Origin of the sequence: Rhodococcus sp. T9N (assembly GCF_024436645.1) — a bacterium.
Lineage (GTDB): Bacteria > Actinomycetota > Actinomycetes > Mycobacteriales > Mycobacteriaceae > Rhodococcus_F > Rhodococcus_F qingshengii.
This window is the reverse complement of record NZ_JAMSKS010000016.1, coordinates 82381-96109: the sequence shown is the minus strand read 5'-3', so window position 1 is coordinate 96109 and position 13729 is coordinate 82381. Positions and strand designations below refer to the sequence as shown.

Annotated in this window: 10 protein-coding genes and 1 pseudogene; 7 read left to right on the top strand and 4 right to left on the bottom strand. The window is 61.9% G+C overall.

Annotated features, from left to right (window positions below):
- Positions 1-260: 260 nt before the first annotated feature.
- Positions 261-491: a glucose PTS transporter subunit EIIB gene (locus M1L53_RS23685; protein ID WP_003941324.1), complete on the top strand. Its 231-nt coding sequence runs from the start codon at positions 261-263 to the stop codon at positions 489-491.
- Entirely contained in the window at positions 488-946 is a 459-nt protein-coding gene (locus M1L53_RS23680) for a glucose PTS transporter subunit IIA (RefSeq protein WP_019749215.1), read from the top strand. Before M1L53_RS23685 ends, M1L53_RS23680 begins: the two co-directional genes overlap by 4 nt.
- A gap of 54 nt (positions 947-1000) precedes the next feature.
- Here M1L53_RS23680 and M1L53_RS23675 read toward each other — a convergent pair whose 3' ends face one another.
- The 3 genes from M1L53_RS23675 to M1L53_RS23665 form a co-directional block, all read right to left on the bottom strand.
- Positions 1001-1750 carry a GntR family transcriptional regulator gene (locus M1L53_RS23675; protein WP_007726130.1) on the bottom strand — a complete coding sequence of 250 codons (750 nt, stop codon included), beginning with the start codon at positions 1748-1750 and terminating at the stop codon, positions 1001-1003.
- A 149-nt stretch (positions 1751-1899) separates the two neighbouring features.
- A complete protein-coding gene (locus M1L53_RS23670) occupies positions 1900-2673 on the bottom strand; it encodes an SWIM zinc finger family protein (protein WP_047270178.1) in 774 nt (257 codons plus the stop codon).
- On the bottom strand, positions 2670-5486 hold the full coding sequence (locus tag M1L53_RS23665; RefSeq protein WP_058227690.1) for a DEAD/DEAH box helicase: 2817 nt from the start codon (positions 5484-5486) through the stop codon (positions 2670-2672). The genes M1L53_RS23670 and M1L53_RS23665 overlap by 4 nt, the downstream gene beginning before the upstream one ends.
- A 63-nt stretch (positions 5487-5549) precedes the next feature.
- On the opposite strand from M1L53_RS23665, the gene M1L53_RS23660 reads away from it, so the two are divergent.
- The 5 genes and pseudogenes from M1L53_RS23660 to M1L53_RS23635 all read left to right on the top strand — a co-directional run.
- A complete protein-coding gene (locus M1L53_RS23660; RefSeq protein WP_042445331.1) occupies positions 5550-6470 on the top strand; it encodes an NADP-dependent oxidoreductase in 921 nt (306 codons plus the stop codon).
- A 361-nt stretch (positions 6471-6831) separates the two neighbouring features.
- Entirely contained in the window at positions 6832-8091 is a 1260-nt protein-coding gene (locus M1L53_RS23650; protein WP_011133407.1) for a site-specific integrase, read from the top strand.
- Positions 8088-10574 (top strand): site-specific integrase, encoded by a 2487-nt coding sequence (locus M1L53_RS23645; RefSeq protein WP_261949274.1) that lies wholly within the window; start codon positions 8088-8090, stop codon positions 10572-10574. The genes M1L53_RS23650 and M1L53_RS23645 overlap by 4 nt, the downstream gene beginning before the upstream one ends.
- 58 nt (positions 10575-10632) lie before the next feature.
- Positions 10633-11916 carry an IS256 family transposase gene (locus M1L53_RS23640; protein ID WP_047269195.1) on the top strand — a complete coding sequence of 428 codons (1284 nt, stop codon included), beginning with the start codon at positions 10633-10635 and terminating at the stop codon, positions 11914-11916.
- 61 nt (positions 11917-11977) lie between these two features.
- Positions 11978-12478, top strand: a pseudogene (locus M1L53_RS23635) (HNH endonuclease family protein); the annotation flags it as partial.
- A 1-nt stretch (position 12479) separates the two neighbouring features.
- Here the strand turns inward: M1L53_RS23635 and M1L53_RS23630 are convergent.
- On the bottom strand, positions 12480-13712 hold the full coding sequence (locus M1L53_RS23630; RefSeq protein ID WP_054187325.1) for an amidohydrolase family protein: 1233 nt from the start codon (positions 13710-13712) through the stop codon (positions 12480-12482).
- Positions 13713-13729 lie beyond the last annotated feature (17 nt).

Below are 13729 nucleotides of genomic sequence, written 5' to 3'. Positions count from 1 at the left end.
ACACGTGCAGGTTTCGTGAAAATGCAGGTCACGGTTCTTGCTCGGAAGTGAGGCCGAAACCGTTTTGTCGAAACTGTTGTGGAGCCGGACTTCCAACGGGTACTGTCCGGTCATAACCAGTTGTAGTTTTACCTGGTGGAGGCGAGTTGTCAACACCCAAATGTGACATACGTAACCGGGATAGCCTTGACCAGCAACTAGTCAGCCCACCTGTACGACCGTTCAACGATCACGACCAACCCGACAATCAGGAGCAGCAAATGTCGAAAGCGGAAGCAATCATCAAGGGCCTCGGCGGCGCAGAGAACATCGTCGAGATCGAGGCTTGCATCACCCGCCTGCGTACCGAGGTCAAGGACGGAGCGAAGGTGAACGAGTCCGCTCTCAAGGCTGCCGGCGCACACGGCGTACTCAAGGCCGGAACGGTTGTCCAGGTCATCGTCGGGCCCGAGGCCGACACCCTTGCCGAGGACATCGAGGACATCCTGTGACGGTCGTCCTCGCCCCGCTCCCCGGTCGGGTCGTCGCACTCGCTGACGTACCGGACCCGGTGTTCGCTCAGCAGATGGTCGGCTCGGGCGTCGCGATCGAACCCGCTCGCGGTCAGGGCCCACTCACGGTCGTGGCGCCGATCAGCGGAAAGATCCTGAAACTTCACCCCCACGCGTTCGTGATCTTCGGCGAGAAAGCCACCGGCGTGCTGGTCCATATCGGCATCGACACGGTCAAGCTCGAAGGCGACGGATTCACCCTCATCGCCGCCGAGGGTGACACCGTCGATGCGGGTGATCCCATTGTCAGCTTCGATCCAGCGCACATCGACACGACCGGTTACTCGGCGATCTGCCCGGTAGTCGTGATGGATTCCAAACCGGACACCGTCGAATCCCCTTCCGTCGGTGGGGACGTCGCCACTGGCGACACTCTGTTCGACTGGTCGGCGTAACGCAAAGGGCGAGCACACCGGAAGGTGTGCTCGCCCTTTCGCTTCGAACGATGACTATTGGTCGCCGCGCGTTTTGGGCCGCGCTTGGCCCTGGACTTCCATCTGCAACTGGTAGCGGTCGGATCGGTACCAACTGCGAGTGTGCTCGACCGGTGCGATCTCGCTGAACGACACTCGATCGAAGTACAGAACCGGAGCGCCCTTACGAGTGCCCAGGAGAGTCGCGATCTCCGTACTGGCACCATCGGCACTGACTGTCTGCTCTGCCCGATCGATCGGCTTGTCGTACTTGTCGGCGGTTGCCCGATAGATCGAACCCGTCAAGTCCATGTCGAGTAAACCCGGCAACAGTTCGGGATTGAACCAGCCGTCGTCCACGCTCACCGGCTCGCCGTCGGCAAGGCGCAAGCGCTTGACGTGGTAACCGTCGGAACCCGGTCGCATATTCAGTGCGGCAGCAGTATTTTCGGGGACCGGCCCCTGTTCGCTGACCAGGACCACTGTCGTGGGGTGATGCCCCTGGGCGCGCATTTCCTCGGTGAAGGATGCAAGGTGCAGCTTGGATTGGACAGCACGGTGCGCAACGAAGGTTCCCTTGCCACGCACGCGAACGAGGTGTCCGTCATTGACCAGTTGCCCGATTGCCTCGCGAACGGTGATCCGACTGACGCCGTAGTCCTGCATCAGGTTTCGCTCGCTGGTCATCAAGTCGCCAGGCTGGAGTTCTTGGGTGCACTTGCGCAGGAGAATGGTGCGCAACTGTTCGTGTTTGGGTATTGCGCTGTCGCGCAAATGAACGGGCATCACAGCGACTGTCCCTCCGAGAAATGAATAGTCGTCTATTCGCCGACGACAACGACCTGAAATCGCAGGCAGGTCCCGACCGGACCGGTCCAATTAACGATACTGGAATTTACGACAGGAAACTAGCACCAGTCCGGAGTTGTCCGATTTCAACCGTCCAACCGTCGGTAGATGGACCGTATTTCGTCCAAGGCGACGTTCTGCTGAGCCATGTCCAATCCCAATGCCGCAACCGCCTCGCGCAACCGCCTGATATCCAGATCGTCGATCGCCGCGCGAAAAGGCACCTTCGGTAGCGCAGGGAGGGCAGCCGCGATTCCGAACCAATTCTCGACGTCCACCGAAACAGTCGACTCGTCTTCCACTCCCCCGATCAACTGCTCCAGGTCGACCCCGCGAAGTCTCAGCAACCTGAGCGGATCGGTGTCGATTCGCTCCGCGGTCAAGAACGCCACGGCCGCAGCGTGTTTGCACGGCCAACCGACATCGGGGCAGGTGCAGTCGAAGCGAAAAGCCGACGGGCCGTCCGGTATCAGTTGAGCAGCAAGCATGTCCGGGACAACGCCGGACACCAGTGCGGCAAGACTTCCCGGCACGCGGCGGATCTTGGTGATGATGTCGTCGATATCCGATTGGTCAAGGGTGTCGATCGACAGCGTGGAAACGAACGGTTGAAGTTGGCTGCCCTGAACCTCGGCCGTCACCACTCCTGGTTCGATGTCGAGCGCCAAGACCTGACCCGAACGCGCATACGTTCGCCCACGCGTGACACGAGGTTTGTCGCCGATCTCTTCGACGACCCGAACAAAAGCCTTGCCCCAGAACGTCCTCCCGAACGCTGGACGAGGCTTGACCGGCGCGGGTGCTCGCCGTCGAGGCCCGGTGTACTCACTGAAATCGGGGCCTTTACCGCGCGGACTCATTCGCCCACCGCGTCGTCGCCGAGTCGCAACAACTCGTCCAGTTGCTCGACGCTCATCTCCGTCACCCAGTTCTCACCGGTCCCGACTGCAAGTTCGGCGAGTTCACTTTTACTCGCGATCATCGTGTCGATTCGCTCTTCCAAGGTTCCGACGCACACCATCTTGCGTACCTGAACGTTCTTTCTCTGACCGATGCGGAAGACACGGTCCGTCGCCTGGTTCTCTACCGCCGGGTTCCACCATCTGTCGAGGTGAACCACATGGTTGGCCGCCGTGAGATTCAGACCCGTGCCGCCGGCCTTGAGCGAGAGCACCATGATGGGCGGGCCGCCTTCACCTTGGAATGCCTCGACCATGGCGTCGCGCCCGGCTTTCGACACTCCGCCGTGGAGAAACGGAACTTCGGTGGTGAACCGGTCGGCCAGGTACGGCACCACCAATTCGCCGAACTCACGAAACTGTGTGAACAACAGAACCTTCTCGTCGTCGCCGATGACCGACTCGACGATGTCCTCGACCAGTCCGAGCTTTCCCGAACGGTGTTGCCCGCGGCGCATCACCGGCGAACCGTCGCGCAGGAAGTGCGCGGGATGATTGCACACCTGTTTGAGTTTGGTCAGCGCAGACAGGACGGCGCCCTTGCGCTTCATCCCTTCCGTCCCCTTGATCTGCGCCATCATCTCGTCCACCACGGCGCGGTACAACGCGGCCTGCTCTTCGCTGAGATTCGCTCGAACCGTCATCTCCAACTTCTCCGGGAGATCCGCGATCACGGCGGGATCGGTCTTCACGCGCCGCAGCACAAAGGGGGACGTGACGGCTCGCAGTCGCGAGACGGCAAGCTGATCTTTTTCCCGCTCGATCGGTACGACAAACCTTTTGCGGAACATCTGCTCCGAGCCGAGTACACCGCGATTGGCAAAATCGAGGATTGACCGCAGCTCGTCCAGTCGGTTCTCCACCGGCGTTCCGGTCAGAGCAACGCGATGATCCGCGGGGATGCTGCGAGCAGCGCGGGCCTGAGATGTCTTGGCGTTCTTGATGTGTTGAGCCTCGTCGAGCACTACGCGCCGCCAGTCGAGATCCTTGAGGGCCGCGACGTCGCGGGTCATGAGCGCGTAGGTGGTGATCACGAGGTCACTCTCACGAACTGCCTGTTCCAACTCCGCCCCGGTAGCGCGATCCGAACCGTGATGAACGTAGACGCGCAAGCTCGGCACGAATCGCGCCGATTCACGCTGCCAGTTACCCACAACCGACATCGGGCACACCAAAAGGGTTGCTGTCTTGGACTTCTCGTGCGCAAGTAACGCCAACAGTTGCAGCGTCTTACCCAGACCCATGTCGTCGGCCAGAACAGCGCCGAGCCCGAGAGCACTCATGTACGCCAACCAGTCGAGACCGCGTCGTTGATACGGACGCAAAGTCGCGTTGACCGTCGACGGTACCGCGACCTGCCGCGGAGCCACCGACTGGTCGAGCAGTGCCGAGGCCCATCCGGTTGCCTTCACTTCCTCGACCGGCAGGTCTTTGAGGTCGTCGGCGATCAAGTCCTTGATCAGATCGACGATCGCTCGGTCCCCGCTCGAATGCCGCTGACTGACAAAACGAGCCGCGCGGGCCAGGACGTCTTTGTCCGCCTGAACCCACTCGCCGCGCAACTGGACCAGATCGGACTTCGCATCGACCAGTCGGGTCATTTCCTCGGCGGTGAGTACCTTGTCTCCGAGCGCCAATTCCCAATCGTATTCCAGCAATTGGTCCATACCGACCGTACGATTCTCCGCAACGATCGGAGACGCCGCCGAGGTCACCCGCACACGCAGGGATGGAGACACCACGTTCCAGGCACGCGGAAGCAGCAGCGTGATCCCTCGCTCTCGCAGGACTATCGCGCCGTGTCCGACCAGGTCCATCACTACAGGAGTGGGCAGCAACAGGTCGAGACTGTCCTCGTCGCGCGGCACGTCGCGAAAACGTGGGTAAGCCTTGATTGCCTCTTCGAGTTTGCGGCTGCCGAGCTGGATACGTTTGGGATCGGCCCGGTGCAGTCGAACACGTTCGGGCGCTTCACCTTCAGGACGCAAACACACTTGCAGACGCCACAGCGCATCGTCGTCGGGATCGGAATTGTCGTCGAGTTCAGGCTCGATCAGCCGCAGAACCAGGTCCGGCTCTCCGGCGGTGAACGTCGACCCCCATTCGGCGAGTCCCTCGGCCGCTCGTACCGACACGTCGTCGAAAGCATCCCCGGACAACACGGCCTGCCACAGCGGGGTCTGCACCACCGGATGCGAGTCCCCGAGAGCACGACGGACGATCGGGTCCGTGAGTTCGTTCGTGATGTCTTCGATCGTCGCCCTCGGCGAACCGACCGCCCGCTGCACCGGCGGCATCGCCACTACCAGTTCGCCGATCCAGGCGCGCTGGCGTTCCCCCACCGACAACTGCCAGCGTGGCCACCAACTTCCTTCAGCCCGCGTCAGTGCGGGGACCACCCGTCCGGCGCGCACCCACCGGTCTATTCCTCGCGCCACATGTACGAGAAAGTGCAGGTCTCCCGCAATTCGCTGATCGTCGGCCTTGAACCGCAGCAGGAGATCGACTGCGTCCGGCGGCGCTAACGCAACAGCTGCGTACTCACTCTGCAAAGGCCCGCCAGGTACGGGCGGCATAGCGACATTCACACGATGACGGAACTTGCGATGCAGGACAGCACTGACCGGATCACGGGGATCGTCGGTCCCGGCACCGTCGTGCCCGTCGACCCACAGTTTGAGCCCCGATCCCGGTGACCAGAGTCCATGCAGCATCCGACCATCCAATCAGGTGCCACCGACACCACTTCCCGCCTACCGGGCAATAGGCTGGCAGGCATGACGACGGCATACGGCTTCACCGAGTACGGCGGACCCGACACACAGTCCTACTTCGACGTCACCTTGCCCCCACCGGGTGCCGGCCAACTGCTGGTGTCGGTCCGAGCGGCGGGCGTCAACCCCGCTGACTGGAAAGTTCGCGCGGGTACTCGAAAAGATACTGTCCCGGTGACGCTGCCTGCGGTTCTGGGCCGCGAAGTGTCCGGTGTTGTCATCGGAGTAGGTCCGCGGGTCACCGAGTTCGAGGTCGGCGACGAAGTGTTCGGCGCTACCGCGACCGGCTTCGGCGGCTACGCCGCGTCGACATTGCTCAACGTCTCCTCGACAGCACACAAGCCGCCTACCGTGTCCTGGGCCGATGCCGCAGTGCTGACGGTTGCGGCAGGAACGGCCTACGACGCACTCCACGATCTCGGTCTGAAACCCGGGGCGACACTCCTGCTGCTCGGCGCCGGCGGCGGCGTTGGTCGCAGCACGATCGCGCTTGCACTGGCGCGGAGTATCAACGTGATCGGTGTCGCGAGCGAGTCCAAGAGAACCGCGATCGAGGAAGCGGGAGCACGTTGGGTTGCGTCGGGGGACGGCTTCGCAGACGACGTGTCCGCGTTGTCCCCAGTCGGAGTGGACGCGGTTTTCGACCTGGTCGGCGGGGACACTCTCACTCGCGGCGCTGAGCTCGCCCGACCGGACGCACCGATCCTGAGCATCGCCGATCCTCTGGCGGCGAGCCGACTCGGCGGCGGTGGTGTCGAACGCCGAAGAACTACAGCAGTATTCACGGAGATCGCGGCGCTCGTGGCCGACGGGATCCTCGACCCGTCCGTGTCCGGGCGGTACCCATTCTCCCGCGCTGGGGAAGCGCTCGCTGCAGTCGAAGACGGCCATGCCGCCGGCAAAGTGGTGATCGAGTTCGGCTGATTCCTGTCGGCCCCCGATGGTTCAATCACCGTCTACGACGGACGGCGTTGAATCACCGTCTACGACGGACGGGGGCACAGGTGGTTGCACGGTTATTTGCGATCCTGTCGACGCTCGCGCTCGTATGTCTCGTCGCGTCCTGCGGATGGTTCGGGGACGAGCGTCTCGAGTCGGCCCCTGGCAGCCCCACGCGATCGGAACTGGAAGAGTTGCTGTCCCGGACAGCGATTGTCGACACCCGACCACATCCGGGTGGATACCAGCGCGGCTGCGGTAACGGCGAGGCCCCGTTGACTGAACTAAATGCCGAATGGTGCAGGTCTGAAGGGGTGGGGTCGATGTGGGTCGGTAGCTTGCGGACATGAGCGAAGGGGAAAGTTCGAGAGATCTGTCGGGGCTTGTGGTGGCCCGAGTGGGTCGGTTGATAGCGACAGGTCAGGCGGCGGAGCCTTACGTCTTGCAGGGCAGCGACGGTGAACGAGTGGAGTCCGTCGAGGTGTTCTTCCGGGAGCTGATCGCTTCCGGGAGGTCGGTGGCGACGGTGCGTTCGTACGGTATGGATCTGCTCAGATGGTGGCGGTTCCTTCACGCTGTGGACGTGGCGTGGGATCGTGCCGATCGGGTCGATGCCCGCGATTTCAGTTGTTGGATCCAGTTGACGGCGAAGGCACGACAAGGATCAGTGGTGCCGGCCAGCGCCGAGGCGGCTGCTACTGCTGCGGCATCGCCGAATCCTGTCACCGGCAAACCGGCTCTGGGGGCCGGGTACTCGCCGGCGACAGTGGCGCACAGTGAGACGGTGCTGCGAAGTTTCTACGATTTTCATCGGGACGCGGGGACTGGCCCGCTTCTGAATCCGTTCCCTCTCGATCTCTCTCGCCGGTCGAGACGGGCTCATGCGCACCACAATCCGATGGATCATTGGGCACCTGAGCGTGTGGGGCGCTACCGGCCTCGGGTCTCGCAGCGGATTCCCCGAGCGATTCCCGAGGATCTGTTCGATAAGTTGTTCGCGGCGTTGTCGTCGGATCGGGACCGGGCGTTGGTGGCGTTCTGGATTTCATCGGGGGTGCGAGCGTCGGAGCTGTTGGGAGTCCGCGAGTGCGATGTCGACCCGGGGCAGCAGTTGATTACTGTGGTGCGCAAGGGAACACGTGCGGTGGAGCAGGTACCCGCGTCGGCGGACGCGTTCGTCTGGTTGCGGTTGTATCAGGAGCAGTTGCGGGGCGAGGTGCCACTCGGACGGATGCAACCGTTGTGGTGGACACTGCGAAGGCCTCGCCGCCCGTTGAATTACCATGCGGCGCATCGGATGTTCGAGCGTGCGAATGCTACCCTCGGTTCGGATTGGACTCTGCACGACTTACGTCACAGTGCAGCGAGGCGGATGGCCAACGACCCGCACTTGTCCTTGGTGGAGGTCAAAGAGGTGTTGGGGCACGCCCATTTGTCGACGACCGAAATTTATCTGACACCCGATAAGGACGAGGTGATCGCCAGCGTCCTGGCCCACCACGCTCGTACTGCTGATCAGCGGGAACATCCGCGGGCTCCGTCGCCGCCTCCTGCTCCTGGATACGATCCGGCAGCGTTGAGCGTGCTGTTCGGGAGGCCGTTGTGAGCACTGCCGTCAAGCACATGACCCGCCCGGAACGCTTCGAGGTCACACCGGTGCCGCATTCGAGGATTCGCCAACTGCACAAACAGTTTCCACCACGCGAAGGTGAACTCTGGTGGCCGCACACCGCTGCCTCTGCTGAGGAGGTCGAGGCCCGACTGAACTGCTCGGTGCTTGCTGAGGCTGCGGTCACCACCCGAGCCGGACGGCACCGGGGCGTGATCAAGATACTGACCTGGTTGGCTTCGGTGCCAGGCGATACCTGGCAAGCCCGGTGGCTCGCCAGCGGCGCCGAGAACATCCGCGGGTCTCGTTACGGCGCGACAACCTCCTGGGCCGATCTCCCGGTGGAATGGATTGCCGGACACGGGCGCCCTGTCAGACATGATCGCAACGACCTGGCTGCAGGACTGCTGATGTTGCTGTGCCTGGACGTGATCCGGCCGCAGTTGCCGTGGATGCTCTCCCGGGCGCACCCGTTTCTCGCGCCGATGATGGCAAAGCTGCGAGATCCGGACGGATTCGCGCGGTTGGACGAGCTTGCTGCCACTCAGCCGGATACCTCGCGAGACGATGCACGACTCGCAGCGACCAGAATCGCGACCCTGCTGGTATCCAAAGGCGGGACGGTCGCGGAGATCACTGTCGGCGATTGCGTGGAGCTGATCGAAACGATGGCGCAGGTGCACTCCCGCCGCGGTCAGAAGAAGATCGATTTCTACCTGCGACTACGTGCGATGGGCATCTTTCCCGAGGATGCACCACACAGCATCCGTGCGTTCGGCGCTCCGGTCGGACAGTTGACGATCGAACAACTCGTCGACCGCTACCCGATCGAGAACCAACCGATCCGAGCTCTGCTCATCGACTATCTGCGCGAGCGTCAACCCGCGCTGGACTACACCAGTCTCAACTCTCGTGCCCGAGGACTCGCCGGGCTGTTCTGGAGCCGCGTCGAGACACTCGCCCCCGGTATCGACACCCTGGCGCTGCCGCCTGACGTTGCCCGAGCATGGAAGGACGACCTGAGATCGATCACACGCACCGCCGTCGACGCGGCGGGACGAAAGCACGAAACAACTTCGCCCCGAAAGAATTACAAAGACAATCTGTTGCAAGTGCGTGCGTTCTATCTCGACCTCGCGCACTGGGCCGTCGAAGATCCGGCACGCTGGGCGCAGTGGGTGGCGCCCTGCCCGATCAGCGACGCCGAGGTCAAAAGAGGCAAGGAACTCAAACACCGTAAAGCGCGGATGGATCAGCGCACTCGCGAGCGATTGCCTGTCCTGTCGCAGTTGGTTCGGTCCGCAGCTGACCGCCGCGCGGCCGCAGCGGCTCTACTTGTTGCGGCGCAGAACACCGAACCAGGTGAGGTGATCGCGGGAACCGACGGAGAACTGCGACGATCCTTGATCCGTCGGGGAACTGGCCGCGTCGTATGGGCCGACAATACTGTTACCGGTGTTCGCCGCGATCTCACCTACGAGGACGAGGAAGCATTCTGGGCATTCGCCACTATCGAAGTGTTGCGGCTCAGCGGTATCCGTCATGAAGAGCTCCTCGAGCTCAGTCACCACAGCATCACCGAATATCGACTACCTAGTACCGGTGAACTGGTTCCGCTGCTGCAGATAGCTCCATCGAAGACCGATACCGAGCGGCTGATCTTGGTCAGTCCCGAGCTTGCGGAAGTCCTCAGTGCGGTAGTTCAGCGTTCGCGGCAACCCAACGGATCGATACCGCTCGTGGCTGCCTACGATACGCAGGAGAAGCTGTGGAATCCGCCGATGCCGCTGCTCTTTCAGCGGGGAATCGGAAACGAACGCCGAGCGATCCCACCGAGTTTCGTCCGCAAGCTCCTCATCAATGCGCTCACCGTGGCAGCTCTCACCGATGCCAGTGGCGATCCGTTGATGTTTCAGCCCCACGACTTCCGGCGAATATTCGTCACCGACGCGATCATGAACGGCCTGCCACCCCATATCGCACAGGTTATTTGCGGGCACAAGACAATTGACACGACGATGGGCTACAAGGCCGTCTACCCCTCGGAAACGATCGAAGCGCATCGAGCGTTCATCGCGCGTCGTCGTTCGATGAGACCCAGTGAGGAATACCGGACACCGACCGACGAGGAATGGGATGCGTTCTTGTCTCATTTCGAGAAGCGGAAAGTATCGGTCGGGACCTGCGCACGGTCGTTCGGCACACCCTGCATCCATGAGCATGCTTGCGTCAGATGCTCACTCCTGCGGCCGGATCCAACGCAGCGAGGCAGGCTCGAAGAAATCCGAGACAACCTCGAAGCCCGCATCATCGAAGCCAAACAGGAAGGCTGGCTGGGTGAAGTCGAAGGACTGCAGGTCAGCTACACCGGAGTCAGGGACAAGATCGCACAGGTCGATGCCACGATGAAACGAGGATCGGCAACAACTGACCTCGGAATGCCTGGATTCGGATCGATCTCGGGAAGGACTTCCACATGATTACCAAGCTTGGGGACTGTAAGAACAACGGTGTAACTCTGAAAGGAGATACGCCACTATGACTGATGTGATTGATCGTGAGACAGAGACGAACTCGGCTCAGCCGGGTATCAGCGATGCGCGGCTCAAAGAGCTGGTCGAGCAGGCGCGAGCCGAAGGGCTGCAGTTGACCGGAGATGGTGGATTGCTGTCGAAGCTGACCAAGCTAGTCGTGGAGTCCGCGCTCGAAGGCGAGATGGACGACCACCTCGGATACGGCAAGAGCGACCCGGCAGGGAGGGGCAGCGGCAACTCCCGCAACGGCAGACGAGCCAAGAACGTGTTGACCGAGGCCGGCCCGGTCGAACTCGAGGTGCCCCGTGACCGGGATTCCTCCTTCGAGCCGAAGATCGTGGCCAAGCGGCAGCGTCGGCTCTCAGGCGTGGAGGACATGGTGATCTCATTGTCGGCCAAGGGTTTGACGACTGGTGAGATCGCTGCACACCTGGCCGAGGTGTACGGAGCCGATGTGTCCAAGCAGACGATCTCGACGATCACCGAGCGGGTGATGGAAGGCATGGCCGAGTGGCAGAACCGGCCGTTGGACCCTGTGTACCCGGTGTTGTTCATCGACTGCATCCACGTCAAGATTCGCGAGGGCAACGTCGCTAACCGGCCGATCTACGTCGCGATGGGGGTGACTGTCGACGGCACCCGCGACATCCTCGGATTGTGGGTCGGTGAGCACGGCGACGGGGAGGGAGCGAAGTACTGGCTTCGGGTGTTGTCCGAGCTGAAAAACCGTGGTGTGCAGGATGTTCTGATCGTCGTGTGCGACGGTCTCAAGCATCTACCTGACTCGATCGAGCAAGTGTGGCCACAGACCATCGTGCAGACTTGTGTGGTCCATCTTCTCCGTAACACCTACGCCTATGCCTCCCGCAAGGACTGGTCCGATATCGCCAAGGACCTCAAACCCGTCTACACGGCTCCGTCGGAGCAGGCCGCGCTCGACCGATTCGCAGAGTTCAGTGACAAATGGGAGAAACGCTATCCCGCGATCATCAGGCTCTGGACCAACGCCTGGGCTGAGTTCGTGCCGTTCCTACAATTCGACAACGCCATCCGGCAGGTCATTTACACGACCAACGCCATCGAGAGTGTCAACGCCCGAATCCGCAGGGCTGTCAAGGCCCGTGGACACTTTCCGACCGAGGCCGCGGCCTTGAAATGCGTGTATCTGGCCATCATGAGCCTCGATCCCAAAGGTACCGCCCGCCAACGCTGGTCCAACCGATGGAAGGCAGCACTGAATGCCTTCGAGATAACGTTCGACGGACGGCTGTCTGCCGGACGAAAGTAGTTAGAAATCAACCAATTACACCGTTTTCTGGACAGACCCCAAGCTTGAATTCTTGTTCAGAGAAGCCTGCGTCTTCGGCCCCGCGTGGTCCGACGACCAGGACGCACCTGGTGGCCACGACGGGTGCGATACCCGCAACAACGTCCTGGCCCAAGATCTCTCGGACGTGGTGTTCAAACCAGGAACACGTGACTGCGTCGTACTGTCCGGCGCGATGACCGACCCGTACTCCGGAGATCGCATCGAATTCGAACGCAGCCAGGCCAAGTCCGTCCAGATCGACCACGTCTTCCCGCTCGCCGCGGCCTGGGACTTCGGCGCGAACTCCTGGACTCCTGCGTTGCGGATGAGGTTCGCGAACGACATGTCTCTGAACCTGTTGGCCGTCAACGGCCCCGACAACCAGGCGAAAGGCGACAGCACGCCCAGTGACTGGTTGCCGCCCGATCCTGCTTACCGATGCTTCTACGCCGGCAAGTACCTGACCGTCGCGATTTCCTATGGCTTACCAGTCAGCCGAGCTGATCATTCGACCCTGACGGACCTTGCCACTCGCTGCTGATCTAGCGGCAGTCCTTCACCACTCGCCCACTCTGGATGACGAGTGCGATCCGCTCACGATCGGCAAAGATCGAGGGATCCGTCAACGGATTGCCGCGGAAGGCAACGAGGTCGGCGAACTTACCGACTTCGATGGTGCCGACCTCGTCGGCGATTCCGAGAATGTCGGCGTTGATCCGGGTAGCGGAAACCAGTGCATCCATGGGTGTTTCGACCTTGGCGCGCAGGACCAACTCCATCCCACGGCCCGTTTGATCGGTACCGATGAGGTCCGATCCCAAGCCCACTCTGACGCCGGCATTTCGAGCAGCAAGAAGCCCGTCGATCTGACCTTGCATCATCTGGCCGATCCGAGCCGAAATCGATTCGGGTAGACCTGCTGACGCCGCGCTGTCCGAGAGCGCCTGCACCACAGCCAACGTCGGCACCAAGGCGACGTCGTGCTCGGCCATCAACTTGGCGGTCTCGTCGTCGATATCAGAGCCGTGCTCGACGCATTTCGCGCCGGCAGTGACAGCGTTACGGATTCCCTCGTTGTTGTGAGCATGCACCGTGACATAGGTACCGCGCGCATTGGCTTCCTCGACGGCAACTTCGATCTCGTCGACCGTGAACTGGGTATCGGTGAGCTTGTCATGAGTGGATACCACTCCCCCGGTAACACACAGTTTGAGGAAGTCCGCACCCCTGCGGAACGTCTCGCGAACGTTCTTTCGCATTTCGTGCGGACCGTCGGAAAGCAGAGACATACACCGTAATCCGGGGATGTCATGATCGGACCAGTCCGAAGTCGGCTCCCATTCGGCCGCCAGGTGTCCGTGTCCACCGGTCTGGCACTGGATCGGGCCGCACTGAATGATCCGCGGACCCGGAATCTTGCCCGAGGCGACAACTCCGGCGAGTCCACCGTCGATTCCGCCGCAGTCACGAACAGTGGTGAATCCCCCGTCGAGGGTCGATGCGCAGGTCGCGAACATGTCTGCAGCGAGCTCGGCTACCGAGATCTGACGCCGCAGGCTCGGTGCGAGATCGCTCGATCCACCGAGATGAACGTGTGCGTCGATGAGGCCGGGCGTGATTGTCAGCCCAGCGCAGTCCAGCACCTCCGCCCCCGTGGGTGGCGTGCCACCGAGTGCACTGATGCGCCCGTTTTCCACAGCAACAGCGCAGTTCTCGATCGGGTCGGCGCCCGTCCCGTCGATGATCGTTGCACCGGTCAGCCATACGACAGACATATTGAATGTTCCTCCGA

Excerpts from the sequence above, each read along its gene's own strand:
- M1L53_RS23685 (WP_003941324.1), top strand. The coding sequence starts at position 261 with ATGTCGAAAGCGGAAGCAATCATCAAGGGCCTCGGCGGCGCAGAGAAC.
- M1L53_RS23640 (WP_047269195.1), top strand. The coding sequence starts at position 10,633 with ATGACTGATGTGATTGATCGTGAGACAGAGACGAACTCGGCTCAGCCG.
- M1L53_RS23665 (WP_058227690.1), bottom strand. The coding sequence starts at position 5,486 with ATGCTGCATGGACTCTGGTCACCGGGATCGGGGCTCAAACTGTGGGTC.
- M1L53_RS23630 (WP_054187325.1), bottom strand. The coding sequence starts at position 13,712 with ATGTCTGTCGTATGGCTGACCGGTGCAACGATCATCGACGGGACGGGC.
- M1L53_RS23660 (WP_042445331.1), top strand. The coding sequence starts at position 5,550 with ATGACGACGGCATACGGCTTCACCGAGTACGGCGGACCCGACACACAG.
- M1L53_RS23675 (WP_007726130.1), bottom strand. The coding sequence starts at position 1,750 with ATGCCCGTTCATTTGCGCGACAGCGCAATACCCAAACACGAACAGTTG.
- M1L53_RS23650 (WP_011133407.1), top strand. The coding sequence starts at position 6,832 with ATGAGCGAAGGGGAAAGTTCGAGAGATCTGTCGGGGCTTGTGGTGGCC.
- M1L53_RS23670 (WP_047270178.1), bottom strand. The coding sequence starts at position 2,673 with ATGAGTCCGCGCGGTAAAGGCCCCGATTTCAGTGAGTACACCGGGCCT.